Annotated in this window: 15 protein-coding genes; 13 read left to right on the plus strand and 2 right to left on the minus strand. The window is 48.6% G+C overall.

Going from position 1 to position 16,925, the window contains the following annotated elements:
- Position 1 precedes the first annotated feature (1 nt).
- Together ACUXAC_RS25200 and ACUXAC_RS25205 are read left to right on the plus strand one after the other, a co-directional pair.
- Positions 2-3,262, plus strand: coding sequence for an LPD7 domain-containing protein (locus ACUXAC_RS25200; RefSeq protein ID WP_227785806.1), 3,261 nt, complete (start codon positions 2-4; stop codon positions 3,260-3,262).
- A complete protein-coding gene (locus ACUXAC_RS25205; protein ID WP_011091071.1) occupies positions 3,228-3,740 on the plus strand; it encodes a hypothetical protein in 513 nt (170 codons plus the stop codon). The genes ACUXAC_RS25200 and ACUXAC_RS25205 overlap by 35 nt, the downstream gene beginning before the upstream one ends.
- Here the strand turns inward: ACUXAC_RS25205 and ACUXAC_RS25210 are convergent, their stop codons facing one another.
- The gene (locus ACUXAC_RS25210) at positions 3,741-3,953 is read right to left on the minus strand and encodes an Hha/YmoA family nucleoid-associated regulatory protein (protein WP_305953721.1); all 213 of its coding nucleotides are present in this window, start codon (positions 3,951-3,953) and stop codon (positions 3,741-3,743) included.
- Positions 3,925-4,335, minus strand: coding sequence for an H-NS family nucleoid-associated regulatory protein (locus tag ACUXAC_RS25215; protein WP_004187465.1), 411 nt, complete (start codon positions 4,333-4,335; stop codon positions 3,925-3,927). Before ACUXAC_RS25215 ends, ACUXAC_RS25210 begins: the two co-directional genes overlap by 29 nt.
- A gap of 67 nt (positions 4,336-4,402) precedes the next feature.
- On the opposite strand from ACUXAC_RS25215, the gene ACUXAC_RS25220 reads away from it, so the two are divergent.
- Genes ACUXAC_RS25220 through ACUXAC_RS25270 form a run of 11 tightly spaced genes read left to right on the plus strand, consistent with a single transcriptional unit; the run spans position 4,403 to position 16,925 of the window.
- On the plus strand, positions 4,403-5,116 hold the full coding sequence (locus tag ACUXAC_RS25220; protein WP_021526652.1) for a DotI/IcmL family type IV secretion protein: 714 nt from the start codon (positions 4,403-4,405) through the stop codon (positions 5,114-5,116).
- Positions 5,117-5,124: 8 nt separating this feature from the next.
- Complete coding sequence (locus tag ACUXAC_RS25225) at positions 5,125-6,276, plus strand: DotH/IcmK family type IV secretion protein (RefSeq protein ID WP_015062843.1); 1,152 nt, start codon at positions 5,125-5,127, stop codon at positions 6,274-6,276.
- Between the two features lie 11 nt (positions 6,277-6,287).
- Positions 6,288-7,637, plus strand: a complete 1,350-nt coding sequence (gene traO / locus ACUXAC_RS25230) for a conjugal transfer protein TraO (protein ID WP_004206932.1) — start codon at positions 6,288-6,290, stop codon at positions 7,635-7,637.
- Positions 7,638-7,648: 11 nt separating this feature from the next.
- A complete protein-coding gene (gene traP / locus ACUXAC_RS25235) occupies positions 7,649-8,353 on the plus strand; it encodes a conjugal transfer protein TraP (protein ID WP_004206933.1) in 705 nt (234 codons plus the stop codon).
- A 23-nt stretch (positions 8,354-8,376) separates the two neighbouring features.
- Positions 8,377-8,907 carry a conjugal transfer protein TraQ gene (gene traQ / locus ACUXAC_RS25240; RefSeq protein WP_004187478.1) on the plus strand — a complete coding sequence of 177 codons (531 nt, stop codon included), beginning with the start codon at positions 8,377-8,379 and terminating at the stop codon, positions 8,905-8,907.
- Between the two features lie 16 nt (positions 8,908-8,923).
- Positions 8,924-9,313: a DUF6750 family protein gene (locus ACUXAC_RS25245; RefSeq protein ID WP_011154472.1), complete on the plus strand. Its 390-nt coding sequence runs from the start codon at positions 8,924-8,926 to the stop codon at positions 9,311-9,313.
- Positions 9,314-9,358: 45 nt separating this feature from the next.
- A complete protein-coding gene (locus ACUXAC_RS25250) occupies positions 9,359-9,853 on the plus strand; it encodes a hypothetical protein (protein WP_004187480.1) in 495 nt (164 codons plus the stop codon).
- Positions 9,850-12,900 (plus strand): conjugative transfer protein, encoded by a 3,051-nt coding sequence (locus ACUXAC_RS25255; protein WP_011154474.1) that lies wholly within the window; start codon positions 9,850-9,852, stop codon positions 12,898-12,900. The genes ACUXAC_RS25250 and ACUXAC_RS25255 overlap by 4 nt, the downstream gene beginning before the upstream one ends.
- Positions 12,897-14,105 (plus strand): conjugal transfer protein TraW, encoded by a 1,209-nt coding sequence (gene traW, locus ACUXAC_RS25260; RefSeq protein ID WP_004187486.1) that lies wholly within the window; start codon positions 12,897-12,899, stop codon positions 14,103-14,105. Before ACUXAC_RS25255 ends, traW begins: the two co-directional genes overlap by 4 nt.
- The gene (locus ACUXAC_RS25265; RefSeq protein ID WP_004187488.1) at positions 14,102-14,752 is read left to right on the plus strand and encodes a hypothetical protein; all 651 of its coding nucleotides are present in this window, start codon (positions 14,102-14,104) and stop codon (positions 14,750-14,752) included. The genes traW and ACUXAC_RS25265 overlap by 4 nt, the downstream gene beginning before the upstream one ends.
- Complete coding sequence (locus tag ACUXAC_RS25270) at positions 14,745-16,925, plus strand: DotA/TraY family protein (protein ID WP_004187492.1); 2,181 nt, start codon at positions 14,745-14,747, stop codon at positions 16,923-16,925. The genes ACUXAC_RS25265 and ACUXAC_RS25270 overlap by 8 nt, the downstream gene beginning before the upstream one ends.

Genomic DNA, 16,925 nt, shown 5'->3' on the forward strand with positions numbered 1-16,925 from the left:
TATGGCGAAACCTGAAATTGCAACTGAAAGAACCCGTCTGAGTATTCCCTTTGACGATCGCCAACGTGCAATACGTGCGGCCGGCAAACTGGCTGATGGCAGTAATGCTCTGGACTACGTGAAGGAAGAAAAGGTGTGGTATGCACAGCCGGGGGCCAACCTGAGCCGGCTGAAAGAGTGGATTTTTGACCCCAATAAGGTGATCGAAGAACCGCCCCTGGATATTCAGGCCATTGAAGATGAATTTACGGCGTGGCTTGAAGAGCGCGGTGCCATTATCAAAGACCCCATAGAGTTCGATGGCCAGAAGCATTATGTCGATACAGTGGACGGTAAAGCTGGTTCAAGAAAGGGGGTGTATGCCGCTTTCCTGGATGGCCGGCCTGCAGGGTGGTACAGGGACTATAAGAACGGTGGTGAAATTCAGAAATGGGTATCTACCGGCGCAGCCCCTAACCCTGAACAAATGGCCATGCTCCGTGCTGATGCTGCGGCAAGGCGTGAACAAAGAGCTGCAGCGCAAGCGGATAAGTTTGATCAGACCGCTAACCGGTTGATGGAAGAATATAACCGGCTTCCGGATGCCACGGGAGATCTGGCATACCTGAAAAACAAACAGGTCATTGCCGCTAACGGCCTTAAAGCTGATGAGCGGGGCAACGTTGTGATCCCCCTGTTTAATGCTGATGGCGAGTTCAGGACCCTTGAGCGCATCTGGTCCGACGGTAGTAAACACCTTGAAAAAGACGGCCAGGCATGGGGGAGTTTTTTCGTTGTGGGTGGCCAACTGAAGGATGGTGACAACCTGCTTTATGCCGAGGGATATGCGACAGCAGCCAGTATCAGCGAAGCCATCAATCAGCCTGTGATCATGACGGTTAATGCCGGCAACATGGTGGAAGTTGCTGGCCGCCTGAAAGACGCCTTTCCAAACAGCACTCATTACTTCCTTGCTGACAATGACATTTATAAAGACGAGAACGTTGGACTAGAAAAAGCGACAGAAGCTGCAGAGCTGACTGCCGGCCATGTTCTGGTCCCTGCCTTTAGCAACCCGAAAGAAGGGCTTACAGACTACAACGATTTGCATGTCTCTGAAGGGCTGGAGCAAGTCAGATTGCAGGTAGAAGGAGCCATTAATCAAATAAACAGGGTAGACACTATGCCGACTGATAACCCGAACATTACTGACGTTAATCACAGCTCGACTGACAGCGCTGCCGTTGCAGCCCCTGAAAATGCCGCGCCGGTGGCCAGCGCCCCTGCAGCTGCTGAACCGGAGGAAGCCGCGCCGGTGGCCAGCGCTCCCGCAGCTGCCGAACCGGAGGAAACCGCACCGGTGGCCAGCGCCCCCGCAGCTGCCGAACCGGAGGAAACCGCACCGGTGGCCAGCGCCCCCGCAGCTGCCGAACCGGAGGAAACCGCGCCGGTGGCCAGCGCCCCCGCAGCTGCCGAACCGGAGGAAACCGCGCCGGTGGCCAGCGCCCCTGCAGCTGCTGAACCGGAATACGCCGCACCAACAGATCGAGACGGTGATGATGAAAAGAGTAATAGCGCCAGTGATCTTGAGGCGTATGCCGCTATGATGGCCTTTGGCGGTGAAACAACTGACACCGCTCAGCAAAAGCCTGAAGGGATAGCGCCCAGCGAACCTGTAGCTAATACCGCCCCGGCTGAAAATGAAACCGAGGAGAAGAAGAAAAAAACAAACGAAGAACTGGAAAACGGCATACGCTGGGCAACCAACGATAATGCAGAAACGCCCCCAAAAGAACGTATAGACCTGGAAGGGTTAATTGCCCGGTTTGGGTACAGAGCAGAGAAAGACTATACGGCGTATACGCTTGATGGGCAGGATGCGTTTTACGATTACGGCTCACATCTGCGTATGGCTACCCCTGAAGCCAGCCAGAGTGACGAGATGATCCTGGCGGCCGTTCTTACCGCGGATAAGCAACATCATCGTGGTATTGAAATCACCGGCAGTGACGAATTTAAAGAGCGAGTGTTTAACCTTATCAGTGAATACAACATTGAGGTGAAACTGACTAACCCAGAACAAAGGGTTAAATTGCTCGAACTCAAAAAAGCAAATGAAACAGCAAAAGAAACGGCAAAAGAAAATGTTGCTGATTCAAAAGCGAATAAGCAGGAAGGGGTAAACGAAAAGGCAAATTCATCAGTTCAGCAAAATGGAATGCGCTGGGAAGAATCGGCCTCTGTACAACCGAAGAAGCAGAATGCATCTGATACTCAAAAGGAAGATAAAGCTGCGGGTGAATCCTGGGAGAAAGGCGTTATCGTCGCGCATGGACGTGCTAAGTATGAGTGGAAAGATGATGAATCCATGAACTACTTTGTCACCCTCAAAAATGAACATGGAGAGAAGACACTCTGGGGGAAAGACCTTGAGAGAGCGGTTAAAGATGCTGGTGTAGACACCGAACGTCTTGTTACGGTCAGAAAGCTGGGATTTGTGGATGTTGAGGTGAATGCACCTGTCCGTGATGAAAGCAACAAGATCGTTCGTTATGAAACTATCCAGACCAAACGTAATGAGTGGGAAGTAAAACCTGTATACCCACAGCCAACAGCAGGGAATGAACAGGCCTATAAGCCTTCTGAACTGGTTCCGTATGATGCTGCAACCTTCCAGAAGCTCCGCACAACAATTCAGCAGATTACCGGTGTTGATCTCAGCCGTGAGGCCGTGCCTGAAAAAGAACTGTATTGGTTCCTGCCGAATGGTAAGCCAGCTCCTGAAAGCATGACAAAACCCACAGGCTATAAACTCCCTCAAGAGTCAAAAACCGCGGGTACACCTTTGCTGGTCGCACCGCATAAAAAAGGCGAACGACCTGATTATTACCTTGTTGAGTCTCGTAAAGGATTCATGCAGGGGATCGCAAAGGATAAGGAATCTGGCGAGTACCATAGCGTAATTGGTAAAGTGAACAAGCGTATTGATAAAGATGGAAACTGGAAAACGTATATGACACTTTCAGCAATCAATAAAAATTCTGAAAGTGGAATTGTTTTGCACGGATACGGCCATGTTGATCAGGGAGGTAAAAACCTGCTTTACAAAAACACAATTGCAAATGAAAAACAGCCTCAGCATTTACAACCGGCCTCAGATGAGGTAAAAAACAAAACAGTAATGAAGCAGCTTTTTCATCCTTCTAATGCTGCAAAAAGAAAAGATGATGAAAGGAGAGAACAGACTCATGCACCAGTCGCAAAGTCAGCGCCTCGGCCATAAAACAAAAACCCTACTCGTAGCAGTAGGGTTTTCCTGCATTTCTGTGAGCTCATTTGCAGCCACACAGACCTGTGCAGCATACGAACTGGCAAAAGCTGGTGCTGATGCTGCCTATAAACAGGAGGTTGAACGGATTAACAACGCCGCTAAAAGTGAATCCAGTACATCTGATTCTCTCGGACAGTGCCTGGGGTCGCTATCGGTATCACTAAAAATCCCTCAGTTTCCGTCTATCAGCGACATCATTGATAAGGTGAAGGATGAGGTATGCAATACGGTTAAATCGAAGATTAATGAGAAGTGGGGGAGCCTGACTAATACGACGCTGGACCCGTGGTCAACGATTTCATCCCGACTGCCAGATACGTCAGGTATCCTGCCCAACGCATCTTCTAAGAATGTGCAATTAAACAATCCGGCAGCTGCGAGTGGAAGTGGTGAGGATGCAAACAGTGATGCATTCCCGTTCCATTTGTAACTACCGGAAGAGTCCTTTCGGGATTTTATCGAATAGCTTGCCGGTTCGTATTTCAACGCGGCGGTGTTCCGCCGCGGTTAGTAAACGCATAAATTCTGTGGCAGGTAGAACATCACGTTTTGAGTCTACATACGTATCAAGCGAATCTTCATTCATGAAACGTCTGACAGTATGCAGCCAGTCTTCAGCTGATTTCATATTTTTTGAGCTCATCGTCGCTCATCTCGGCAAACGCTGCAGGTCGGCGACCTTTTCCTGTCCAGGTTATGGACTTTCCATCAACTTCGATCCGGTACTTCACTTTTCCAAAAGTGGATTTACTTTTCGTGGACGGACCAAAGAGATTTTCGAAGATCTGGAGAGCTTCATCAGCCGTAATATTGTGTTCTTCCATGAACCGCTTTGTGGCTGCGGCTTTCTCTTCAGTGGCCTTCTGTTCTTCCTTAAATTTCTCGATCATTCCCTGTGCAATGTCGGACCACATATTAATGAGTTGCTCAAGGTTTTCTGGCGGAATTTTGCGCAAAACGGCGGTGGCTTTTCGTCGTTCGCACATGATAACTGCACAGGATTCGTAATCATTATGTTCGCTCATGTATACCTCATTGTTCATTAACGATCTGCGTGATTTTCTAACACAAACTTTTGAAAAGAGAAACTCTATGAAAACACAAAATGGTGAAAATATTATGGATCAAACTGACTCGGATCAAAACTCAGTCGTTGATGATGACAGCAACGCCCTTGCTCCAGCTCTTGCTGAAGAGAGTAACCGAACGGTGCAAGAAATCGTATCGAAACATGGTTTAAAAGTAATTTTGATTCAGACGCTAATCATATTAGTCGCAATCATTATCATCGGTCTTCAGGGTTACTGGCTTCACCAGAAAAAAACCAAATATATTGCAACGAATGGGGGCATGATCACGGAAGTACACCCAACCGATGAACCGGCTTACACAGCGGAAGAGGTGATGGACTTTGCCAACCGTACAATGATCAAATCGCTTTCGCTGAACTTTGTGAATTACGAAAACCAATTAACCAGCGTCCGTGGCGATTTTAGCACTGAGGGGTACGTTAGTTTCCGTAAAGCGCTGACCGATAGTGGACTGCTGAAAGATATCAGTGAAAAACGTCTGAACGTAAAACTTTCCACAACACCAGGAACCCTGATCACGGAAGGTCTTATCCGTGGCACCAAAACCTATGCCTGGCAATACCGTATTCCGGTGACTGTTCAGCTTGTTGGTCAGGCTCAGGACTACAGACCACAACCTTACGATTTGATGGTTCAGGTACGCCGCGTCAAAGAAGACGAAGATCCACGGGGTATTCAAGTAGCGCAGGCCATTCTCAAACCCCGGAACTACTGAGGTCAATCATGAAGATTAAACTGTTAACTGTACTTATGGCCGCACTGTTTTCGGCAAATTCTGTATCTGCAGCTGATGCACCGACTGGTAATGGAGCGCCGCAGCAAACGGCGCCAGCTGTGCCTGGTGGTGATATTGCTCAATGGCAGCAGGCCAGTTCCGGGTTGCCCGTAAATCAGCAGTCACAGGTGCAACAGCCACCACAGCAAACAGCACAGGAACAAGGTCAGCAGCAGGCGCAAGGCCAACAACCACAGGCACAGCCCCAACAGCAGCCAACTACTGCACTGCCTCCTGCACCCATGCCGCAGATTCCTCCACCACAGCAGCAGGTTACTCATGTTAATCCGCAGACACTGGAAGAGTTACCTGCACCTGTTCTGCAGCAGATCCAGCCTATTACCCCTGGTCAGGTGCGGTCTGCCCGCAGCGCAATGGAAGATATGAGCGCGGCGGCCAAAACCTCACCATTAACGCCGATCCCACGAATTTCAAGCCAGACGGTATCACTGTCAGCTGGTGCATCCATTCCGCAGGTACGGGTATTTCCAAACCAGGCAACGACAGTGACGTTTTCAGATGCAACCGGACACCCCTGGGTATTAGGTGCCCCTCCATATAATTCGAGTCCCTGTGCTTCTGGTGGTGAACTGTGTGTTGGCTATATTCCAGGATCGGCGGTATTCACAATCCAGCCTACCAATGCCTATGCCAGCGGGAACATCACAGTGCTTCTGAAGGGGCTGGCCACGCCGGTCATTATTAACGTGAAGGGGGCAGAACCCTCCGTTAAATCAAAAACCGTTGATGTTGATTATCGTCTGGATCTCCGTATCCCGAAGCGCAGTCCTGACACACCGGTTTATACCGCTACGCCTGAGAAAAAAATCTCACTGTATGACAAGCAGCTGCAGAGCGTGCTCGATGGCATCCCGCCTGAAGATGCTCAGCGGTTGAAACTTAAAAACGCGCCAGGGAGTACCAAAGTCTGGCAGATCGGTGATGAGCTCTACGTCAGAAGTAACATGCAGCTGCAGGATGAGTTTGAAAAAACGCTTTCCGCTATCGATGGCACACATGTTTACGTGCTGCCGGCAACACCAGTGCTGACTTTTTCTGTTAATGGTCAGGCGCGTGACGTTGAAGTTGAGCTGAATTAAGGGGAACGACGATGGCTACAGATAAAGGTAAAGAAACCAGAAAAATGATGCTCTACGTCGGTGGTGCTGCTGCAGTGGTGGCGCTTCTGGGAGGGTACTGGTTGTTTGGCTCATCAGATGAGCCGGCAACGGGAGGGTCGCAGGTGAAAGCCCAGGGGCTGGAAGGGAAAACTGGCAGGGAAAAAGCTAATGATCCCCAATACAACAAGCTGCTGAATGAGTGGAATGCTGATAATTCAGAGAAAGCGGCGCTCACGGGGGATAGCTTCATATCCACGTTGTCAGCCAGTAACCCGGTGGCCGTTGATTACGGCACCAAAGCACCACCACCAAAATATTCGTGGGAATCGTCAGCAAAACCGTCGGGCGATAACAGTAAGGCTAATGATGCTGAGCAGAAAGAGCGTGAGCGTCAGGCTAAAGCGGTGGCTACGTTACTGCAGAAAATAGACCAGGCCAGAACACCGGTTGTCACGGGTGTTGCACTTGCAACCTCTCTGGGAGCTGAGGGAAATGACAAGAACGGCGGGACTTTCTCAGGGTGGACCGATTCGGTCTATCCGCAGAACAAAAAGCCGGATGCTGAAAAACAACAGGGGGCGAAGAATAAGGTCAAAGATAAAGGAGCCCGACTTGTATCGGCTTACACGCTTGTGCCGGCAGTAATGGATACGGCGATGGACAGTGACGATCAGAACAGTATTGCTATTGCCCATGTTCCAACTGGAGCGCAGGCCGGCGCCAAATTCTATTCTGGCCAAAACCGTCTTGCCGGCGATGGTATTCGAATTCACTTCACCGGCATGGAGCTGAACGGAGTGCAGTGTAAGGTCGATGCGTATGGCGTGGCTTCCGACTCGTTGCGCGCGGCCGTTTCCTCAAATGTAAATAACCGCTGGTTCAGCCGTATTATTCTGCCGGCTGTCGCTAACGGATTAGGCCGAACTGGTCAGCTGTATGCGGACAGCAATTCGCAGATGATTATCACTGACGGCGGGAACGCATATCGTTCAACTGGTACACCTGATGGCAAAGCGGTTGCCGGTACCATTATTGGCGGGATGGGTGAGCAGGCAGGGCGTGTCCTGGCCGACGATGCAGCCCGCCTGCCGGTGAAGCAGGTTACGGTTGATCGTAACCAACTCATAGGCATCCAGTTTGTCGCGCCGGTGTATGAAAGCGACTGTGGCGAGAATATGGAAAATGCTTCTGCAGAGCAGGCGCAGCAGCAAGCAACTCCGACACTTTCTAGTGTGCAACCTCAGCAGATGCCTCAGCCTCCGGCTCCTAATTACCCTCAGCAAAACTTTCCAAGCTACCCCGGCTACGGGTATGGCTCCAGTAACCCGTATTACCGTTAAGGAGATTGATAATGAATCTGTTTGAAGATGACAATAAAAACGAAGCAGCTCCTGCCCAGGAACCGGTGTCTGCTAAGCCTGCTGAAAAGCCAAAACCGACAGTGACGCCAGCAGCAAAAGCGAGCAAAAAGCCGCTTAATATCAGTGACTATGCATGGATTGGTGGTATCGCTGTCATCGCTATCCTGCTTTTAGTCTGGTTGTTTGGGGGCTCCGATAGTGATACTGCGCCAGCGACGGGGAATGGGGCGATCCAGTCTTCAGCGCAACGTCCGCGCGTACAGTCTGCCCCTGCCGGGCAGGATTCTGGTGACTTCCGCGAGCAGATTTCCGGGATTCTGCTGCAGCAAAAGGAACGGCTGGACGCGATAGAATCAACTTCTAAAAATGGAATGATGATCCTTTCCAGTCAGTTACAAAGCGCTAATGAACAAATTAAAAATCTGAACAATCAGGTTCAGGAACTGAAAATGAAAGCCGCTGGTTATGGGCCTTCATTTGGTAATCAGAGTGGAACAATTTCAGGTTCAACGTCACAGGCATTACCTTTGTTGAGAGGTTTTTCAATTAATGATTTATCTGGCGATCTTGCTTGGGTAAAATACAAAAACCAGACGTATGCTGTGAAGGTCGGAAGTCAACTTGGCGGAGTCACCATTACGGGTATCGATACTGAAAATAGAATCGTTACAACAAGTAAAGGCCTAATCCGCTAATCAGGACCTAAAAAGGCGAAACTATGGATTTAGAATCGGTATTAATTCAGGTTGCTAACGGTGGTCAGGAACCGCTGACAAGGCTAATCATAGGTGTCGCTGCAATCGTTGGGATCATTGGTGTTATTGGATATCTGATGAGCCTGCGGAAGCAGGCCAGGCATTCTACCAAAGGTGTTGAAGTTGGCAGAATTTTTGCCGGGATCATCTTCTGTGTATGCCTCATCACGCTGAAAGCACAGATGAACTCAGGCGGTGCCACTTTAGGATTTGGCGATGTCAGTTTCGGACCCGTCAGTTATGCGAGCGAATCTACGTTTGGCATGGGAGCCGCAGCAGTCAACGCAGTGCTGGGGATTGTTAGAATTCTCGGTGCATACTTTTTTTACAGGGGTATTAAGGGGTTGAAAGACTCTTACCTTGAGGGCCATACGGAGCTGTCAGCTTCGGGCACGAGAGGGGCATCCATTGTGAAAATTGTATGTGGACTACTTCTGATGTTCGATACACAAACGCTCGATGCGTTGCAGAGCACATTAAACATTCACTGGTAATCAAAAAGGATACTTTATGAAAATTGTTAAATTTATCAAAGACAAGGCGTTATCTGCATCCATCGCAGCGTATCAGCTGCGCGGAACGGTAGCAAAATCGTTAGTGGTATTGCCCCTGGCATTACTGAGCAAAGAGGCTGCAGCTGAAACGACTGTCTGGGAAAAGATCAATACCTTCACGGAAGGTATGGCCAGTACCCAGCCTGGTCTGATTACCGCTGGTAAAGTGGTTGGTGTTGTGTGCTTCATCGTAGGTCTTGTAGCTCTGTGGCTCAAAAACAAACGCGGGAAAGATATCAGTGGCGGCTTCATCTTTTGGTCAATGGTTGTTGGAGCCTGTCTGGTCGGCCTGACCGCATGGATCTCTTCTGTTGGTTCAACCGTTGGCGTTGACGCAACCCTGTAATGTCCTTTCGGCCCCGCCTTGCGGGGCCAATACCGGAGTTCCCCCATGAAAGATTTTAAGCTCACCAGGAATGAACAACCTGCCAGATGCCATGTGTGCGGGATAAAGAGCAAAGATGTTTTCTCCCTCGCAGAAGATGGACAGAAAGAGAGAATGCTTTGCTCTGTATGCCTGTCGCTCGAACACCCGGAGAAAATGAAACTAGAGACTCAAACCGGACTTTTGCTGAAGAGAAATACAAACCGAAAACTCTACAGCCTGTTGTTTCGTTCAATTGCAAAAGCGGAAAAGTCAACGGACGATTCTTACCGTGAAAAGGCACAGAAACTTAAACAGATATTGCTCAGCACAACTGACGTAGTTCTAAACGAAACCGGCAGTGATGATGGATACGATTTACTGCACCTGATAAAAAAACACCATCAGTTACTTCCCATGAATTTTGACGATGAGTTTGTCACTTCTGTCGCAGAGTCAGACGAATTGCCGGATGTAAGTGACTGGAATGAAATTTACAAGGGTAAGAGAGGTTTTAAATGATTTCTTTCTTTGAGGATGTGATCGAAGGTATCTCACGCAATCTTACGTCAAATGACTCGTTAAAATACTGTGATTTGACAACGGTTGTAGGGCTTACGTCGCAGGATCGCGTTGAGCATCCTGAAATCAGGGCTCCGTACATTCTGACTACGAAGAACAACGATTTTCTTACCGTTATTGAGGTTCAGGGCGCTAAATCATCGTTTGACGAGAAGTCGTTTAATGACTTCATCATGCACCTTTCAAACTCGTTGTCGAATTCCTTTATTAACAGTGGCCATAAGCTGTCTGTGGTGTTTGAGCGCGACTTTACCAAGAACCAGGAAGAACTGAATAATGTTTATAAACCGCAGGTAGCAGCAATAGAGCGCCTGCAGATAGACATTAAAGACCTGATCGCCGATGACGCAAAAAAAATTGCTGCCCATTACAGCCGTGAACGCGCTTACATCGTGCTGTATACCTCGAAGGGGATGATTGCGAAGGATGAACTTAAAAACGAGCAGGCAAAAGCTGCCGGCGTTATGAAGGATATCCCGCAGACTCGCTTCAGTCAGAACCCAATCGAATTTCAGCTTGAAGGTTTGAAGATCACGCATGACGCGATGCTGTGGCGGCTGATTGGTATGCTTCAGGGGGATGATGAGTCGGGGATGGGGCTTCTGGTTGATGTCCTCGATGTCAAACACGCCGGCGCCATGATGCGTCAGATGCTGTTCCGGAACTCAACATCAGAAAACTGGTACCCTCGCACGCCGTTTGACCAAAATCTGCGAGTTTATGGCGCTCCACGGAAAGGCAATATCGACTCAGTGCTGCCGCCGCGGCTGAATATCCAGATCATGGAAGGGGAACTGGAAGAAGATGGTGGCCTGATTTACTGCGATGGCAAGTATTACGGCTCTGTTGCCCTTGAGTTGCCACCACTTCACCCTGTCAAATTTAAGCAGTTATTCAACGCGATTAACCGGAAAATCCCGTACCGGATAAAATATGACTTTATGGGCGGGGGCAAAAAAGCACTGTTCTGGCCATCAGTGATCATCTCTTTCCTTCGTTTCATTCCCTCACTCGGTACTATCGCGCGTGATATGGATTATGTCGGGGCCCAGAGCGAAACCGATCCAACGGCTATCATGGCCATCAACTTTGCCACCTGGGGTGACACTAAGGATGAAGCCAAACGCAACCTGGCGGCTTTAACTAAGGCGATTGAAGGCTGGGGTGTATCAGGTGTGTCCAAGACGTATGGTAATCCAGGTAGCGCACTGATTGCATCCGTTCCGGGGCTGACGACGGCCACACCTGGCTCATTGCATTATCCGCCGTTGAGTGAAGGCTTGCGGATGTTACCTTTTGAACGTCCGGCCAGCCCCTGGCATGGTAAAGGCAATATCAACTTCATCACGCTCGATGGCAAGCTGTTCCCTTATCAAATCGCCAGTCCCCTGCAGGAGAAATTTACCGATGTCATCACCGGTGTTCCTGGTTCCGGTAAAAGCGTGCTGGCCAACCGTCTTAACCTGAGCGCGATTTTCCGGGCAGATAAAAAATTGCCTTATCTGACCATCATTGATAAGGGATACAGTGCGAAAGGTATTGCCGACCTGATTTGGGCTGAATTGCCGGCGGATCTACGACACCTGGTTGCCAGTATCACCCTGAACAATGACGAATCGCACTGTATTAACATCTGCGATACGCAGTTAGGTTCAAGGTATCTGACGCAGTTTGAGGAAGTATTCTTAAAGCAGATGCTTAACGCATTCTGTATTGATCCGGCAATTGGCCAGCCGCCAGATGCAATGAGCGTTGGCCAAATCGTCAGTAAAGTTGTATCAAGAGTATACAAAGCAAAAGCTCATTCTGACGCAAATAAGTTTAAGTTTAACGATCCGGTTGTTAATGAAGCTCTGAAAGTATCTGGTCTGGATACAGAGCTCGGTGAAGACTGGTTTGAAAAAGCTACATGGTGGGAAGTCGTTGATAAGCTGTTTGCCAAAAAATATTTCCATGCAGCGACGGTTGCCCAGCGTTATGCTGTGCCGACCATTTACGATTTCATTAGCGAGCTACAAGAAGAAGGTTTTAGTAAGCAATATGCGGATGTAAAAGTCAATGGAAGTGAGCCTGTAGTAAACTTTGTTGCACGTTGTTTCCAGGCTGCCGCTGCTGACTATGCCATTTTCTCTGGGATCACGGTTTATGATTTCAGCCCAGAGACTCGTATTGCGATCCTGGATATGCAAAACGTGCTCGGTGACAGAACGACACCTGCAGGCAAGCTCAAATCCGGCATTATGTATCTCTTTGCGCGCCAGATGGCAGTGCGTAACTACTATCTGCCTCAGTCAGCAGAAACCTTCATTCCTGCTTTACCGGAGCAGTACAGGGCATATCACCAGGCGCGCATCAGGGAGCTTTCAGAAGAGGTTAAACATACCTTTTATGATGAGTGTCATAACTTTGCCGGCATCGACTTTATTCAAAATGCGCTGAATACCGCTGACCTTGAAGATCGTAAATTCAACGTCCGTACTGCGTTCTCGTCTCAGTATCTGAGCCATATGCCTTCGAGCGTGCTTAAAACCATGAACAGCCTGTTTATGATGCGCCTGACGGAAGGGGATGAAGAGTATCTGAAGCAATTAGAGATAAACATCCCGGCCGATATCCTGCGTCGTTTCAGACAGCTTCCGCAAGGGGTTTATCCGGACGGAAGTGGTACTGCATTTCTCGGTATTTTTAAAACGAAACGTGGTCTGATTTGCCATATTCTGAAAAACACATTAGGTCCAAAACTGCTTTGGGCACTGAACTCATCTGCAAAAGATAGGGCGCTCAGGGATGTGCTTTATGAAGAGCTGGGAACGAAACAAGCAAGGGAAGTATTAGCAAATAGATTCCCTATGGGAAGTGCATCAAGTATCATAGATGAAATGGTGGTCAATCAGGGTGGTGAGCGTGATTCAGAAGAAGAATCACAAACTATGGCGATGAAACTCGCTAAAGAAATCATTTCTGATGTGAGAAGGGGATTCAGATGATAAAAATCGGAAACGCAAAACGGTCAGTGATGGCCGTTTCAATTCTGGCCTTCAGCGTACAGTCAGCATTTGCCTATACGGTCAACGTTAACAGCAGCATTCCCATCTCAACGCAGGTTATGCCGGCGTTGAGCACAGCTAATGGCCTGTTAGGTAACATCCAGGCCACGCTGATTAACATTGGTACGGCAATCAGCCAGCAGGGCGATCGCCAGGCAGCATTAATGCAGCAGGTGGCTGAAACTAACCGACAGTTCGAAGTCGAGCAAAAACGTAATGACCGGCTGCTGCAGGCACAGGATAAGTACCGTGTTCCGGATGATATTTGTGCGCAGTCTATTGGCGGTGGTGCCGCGGGGGTATCCTCTGCGGCCGCTGGCGGTCAGCGAACGCTGGGAAGCGCCAGTTCTGCGAAAGATGTAAAGGCCATTTTTGAAGTGCCGGCACGCGCAACCGACGTGGACGCTTCTTCAACGGCCGAAGTTCACAGCCAGTATTGCGACAGTTCGGATTATGCTGCATTTGGCGGGACTTCATTCTGCCCAAGTGTATCTGACATGCCGCGGGCAGATACGTCGCTGAGCTCGTTGCTTTATGGCGCCGGCAAAGAAGGCAAGGCACCTGATCTGACGTTTACAGATGAGCAGACAGATGCGGCGCTGCGTTATATGAAAAATACCGCGTTGCGCAGTGCTGGTCGTCAGCTGAGTCGTGGGGAAGTTAAAGGCGCCAGCGGGCGAATTTACCTGGGCATGATTCAGCAATACCAGGCGCTCACCGACGCGGCCGCACAACCTCAGATGGAAATGATCGCCAACTCCAAACCGAACCCGGCCACTGATGCCGCGCTTGCAGATGCACGCAAAGTGCCGGAAGTCGAATCCTATTTCCAGGCGACGGCCAGTAACAGGGCGAAACAGCTTAACCGTATGTCTGCCAGAGAGTTTGAGGAATTCGAAGTAGGTCGCCGTTACAGCAACCCTGCTTACCAGGCGACGTTGACCAACAAGAACACCGAAGATTTGATGCGTGAGCAAATCAATATCGCCAATCTGAACAACTGGTTAGTGCTGAAAACCAAACAGCAGCTGGAGAAACAAAATGTGCTGCTTGGCCAGATCCTGGCGAACGACGCATATCAAACATACAAACCGATGCTGGCAGCACAGCTGGAGAGTGTGAACGCGGGAGTATCCAGAAAATGACCGACGAAAATAAAACAGGGGATAAAGACACAGCCAAATCAGGGAAATTAAAAAAAGGCCTTGATGTTGTAACAGGCGTCAATGACCTCCCGGAAGGGAAGGCTAAACGAACGATATATTATATTACAGGCATCAGCGATATATATTTTATTATCGCGTCAGTAAAGCAAACATTCAGCCTGCTCTTTCAGCGGGCTTCATTCGTTAAGAAGCAAATAAAAAACCTTGATGGCCCACCTGTTGATTCTGATGCAAATCAGCCGTTCGCCGAAGTTATGAAACGGAGCAATAGACCTATTTCAGAATTGTTGGATAAGGCCAGTTTATACAAGAAATACTGGCTTTGTTGTTTTTTTGCATTAGTCCTCATTCTGCTTTTTTTAACGTCTGGTTATGCCAGATTGCTTCTAAATGGCTCACCGAACATGAGCTTGTTAAGAGCAACTCTCACCTGTGGCGTCCTGTTTGCTGCGGGGATCTTTGCTTTCATTAAGGCTCTCACATGTGAGTTTATGGGGTGGCAGTTACGAAACCAGGCTCACTCTGATGCAGAGCAAGGTACGTTACGTTATTTCCTTAATGATGGGGGAGTGCGTAATACATTTAATTTTTCGCAGGCTGGTCAAGAGCGGGGGCCACATGAGTAAATTAAAAAGGTTGCTTCTATCTCTTTTCGTTGTGGCGTCGCCTTCATATTCAGCGGATTTGGGGATTGATGGCATAACTGAAGCGGCTAAACGTTCAGGTGACCTATCGCGTCAAATGTTACATACCGTATTTGGTGAGGTAGTTAATAATCCGTTTAGCCCTTCCGGCGATGGCTTGCTTAATAACGTTTTCTTCACTGTCAACGAAGTTATAGCGATTCTTGCCCTCGTCTATATGGGGATAATCAGCATTAAGAAACTTCACCAGGCAGGTCAGTTGGGAAGTTTTATTGAGGGTGATGGCAACAACGCATTCAAAATTGTTAAAACGACTTTTGGGTGGTTGTTGCTTGTACCTACCGTTGTCGGTTGGTCTGTGGCACAGCTGCTTTTTCTATGGTGCGGTTCAATCATTGGCGTAGGATCTGCCAATGTTATTGCAGACAAAACTGCTTCGGAATTAGCGAGTGGTAAAGCTGTCTATATAGCCCCTGTTATGCCAGAAATGGCGTCTGTTGCAAAAGGGATGTTTGAAACAAACCTTTGTGCTTTGGGTGTAAATCAGGGGATTGCTCAAATGGAGGCTTCTGGCCAACATTATGAGAATAACGCCAGAATGCAATACCAAACAGGTGATAGCACATATTCGATATCTGTAAACAACGGCTCAGCTGTATGTGGGACCGTTTCGCTGCCACAACGTCCAGCAGGATGGACTTCTATCTTCGCTAGCGGTTATGCGGATTCCGTCTACAGCGTTCAGCAACAAGCAACGGACACGTTGTGGGGAAAAATGAAGACTGCTGCAGAACAGTTTAATGCAGCATATATGGCAAAAATGCGTTCCGGGGACGGTGAGCTGCCAGATGTTGAAAGCGCGATCCAGACTGCTGCGCGTGATTATCAGCTTCAGGTTCAACATGCTGCTAATTCAGCAGCCGGTGACGACGAAATTGTTCAAAAAATGGAGTCGGATATCAAAGAGAAAGGGTGGCTATATCTTGGTGTGTACTATCACACATTAGCTACTGCGAATACCGAGATGAAAGATGTTGCTAACCTGAAGCCGGTAGTTTCAGGAATGAGTAACGATGGCGATATCGGCTCTATCGATTACTTTAAAGGCTTGTTCCAGGCTTACCATTCTCAGCTGAAAAATAGTAATTATACGCCGCCTCTTGGCACCGAATCTAACGCACTTGCAAGGAACATTGATCAAAAAAGCCTTGAAAATGCCGCCACAACTGGAGACGGAACGTCCCTTATTACAAAAATTTTCGACTTCAACGTTACAAACTGGCTTGCAACGAGTAACTACGGCACTGGTGATGGTTACAGTGACGTGACCAACCCTTTACTCAAAATGAAAGCTATCGGCGATTACACGTTAGGTGTAGCTGAGGTTGGACTCGCCAGTTGGACCGCTATCAATGTTGCAGTGAAGGTTTCAGAAGGGAAGAGTCTACCCGGTTTTGCTGCGGGAATGATGAACAAACTTACAGGGATTCGAGATGCTATTGCTGGCGTATTAGAATCGGTTTCGTTCTTGGTTTACCCGCTGTTTTATAGCCTCTTTGGTATCGGTCTTGCGCTATCTATCTGGCTGCCGTTTATACCGATGATTTATTGGTTTGTAGCTATGGCAGATTGGCTGGTTACGCTTATGACAGGTGTATTGGCGTCTTCCCTGTGGGCAGCTACCCATATCAACATTGGCCAGAGTAATGATGAGCGGAGTACATATGGTTATGTGTTCCTTATCGATGTAATGATTCGGCCGATGCTCATGGTAATGGGGTTTATTTTTGCTTCACTGGCCATCGTAGCTTTGGGAACGGCGTTAAACATGATGTTTAAATTCGCTATGGAACAGGTCCAGTCTGACTCTTTCACTGGCCTGCTGTCATCGATCGGATTTTTGATGTTATATGCAAGGCTTTGCACAGGTATGGTGGCTCGCGTATTTGCACTTCCTGCGAGGATGCCGAACTATGTTATAAACTGGATTGGACAGAAGATGAACGATTCAGTGTTGGGTGATATGCAGAACCATGTTCATGACATCTTTGCTGCGTTCGGTCGTGGAGCCAAAAATATGAACCGTAACAACCCTAAGCAATTTAATCCTGACGCAGGTGTAGATAAGAGCAAGGACGGCATCAAAGGAGCTTAA

The sequence above is a fragment of the Serratia sp. 121840015-1 genome (assembly GCF_053627655.1).

Coding starts and splice junctions, on each gene's coding strand:
- ACUXAC_RS25200 (WP_227785806.1), top strand. CDS start 2: ATGGCGAAACCTGAAATTGCAACTGAAAGAACCCGTCTGAGTATTCCC.
- ACUXAC_RS25205 (WP_011091071.1), top strand. CDS start 3,228: ATGCACCAGTCGCAAAGTCAGCGCCTCGGCCATAAAACAAAAACCCTA.
- ACUXAC_RS25210 (WP_305953721.1), bottom strand. CDS start 3,953: ATGAGCTCAAAAAATATGAAATCAGCTGAAGACTGGCTGCATACTGTC.
- ACUXAC_RS25215 (WP_004187465.1), bottom strand. CDS start 4,335: ATGAGCGAACATAATGATTACGAATCCTGTGCAGTTATCATGTGCGAA.
- ACUXAC_RS25220 (WP_021526652.1), top strand. CDS start 4,403: ATGAAAACACAAAATGGTGAAAATATTATGGATCAAACTGACTCGGAT.
- ACUXAC_RS25225 (WP_015062843.1), top strand. CDS start 5,125: ATGAAGATTAAACTGTTAACTGTACTTATGGCCGCACTGTTTTCGGCA.
- traO (WP_004206932.1), top strand. CDS start 6,288: ATGGCTACAGATAAAGGTAAAGAAACCAGAAAAATGATGCTCTACGTC.
- traP (WP_004206933.1), top strand. CDS start 7,649: ATGAATCTGTTTGAAGATGACAATAAAAACGAAGCAGCTCCTGCCCAG.
- traQ (WP_004187478.1), top strand. CDS start 8,377: ATGGATTTAGAATCGGTATTAATTCAGGTTGCTAACGGTGGTCAGGAA.
- ACUXAC_RS25245 (WP_011154472.1), top strand. CDS start 8,924: ATGAAAATTGTTAAATTTATCAAAGACAAGGCGTTATCTGCATCCATC.
- ACUXAC_RS25250 (WP_004187480.1), top strand. CDS start 9,359: ATGAAAGATTTTAAGCTCACCAGGAATGAACAACCTGCCAGATGCCAT.
- ACUXAC_RS25255 (WP_011154474.1), top strand. CDS start 9,850: ATGATTTCTTTCTTTGAGGATGTGATCGAAGGTATCTCACGCAATCTT.
- traW (WP_004187486.1), top strand. CDS start 12,897: ATGATAAAAATCGGAAACGCAAAACGGTCAGTGATGGCCGTTTCAATT.
- ACUXAC_RS25265 (WP_004187488.1), top strand. CDS start 14,102: ATGACCGACGAAAATAAAACAGGGGATAAAGACACAGCCAAATCAGGG.
- ACUXAC_RS25270 (WP_004187492.1), top strand. CDS start 14,745: ATGAGTAAATTAAAAAGGTTGCTTCTATCTCTTTTCGTTGTGGCGTCG.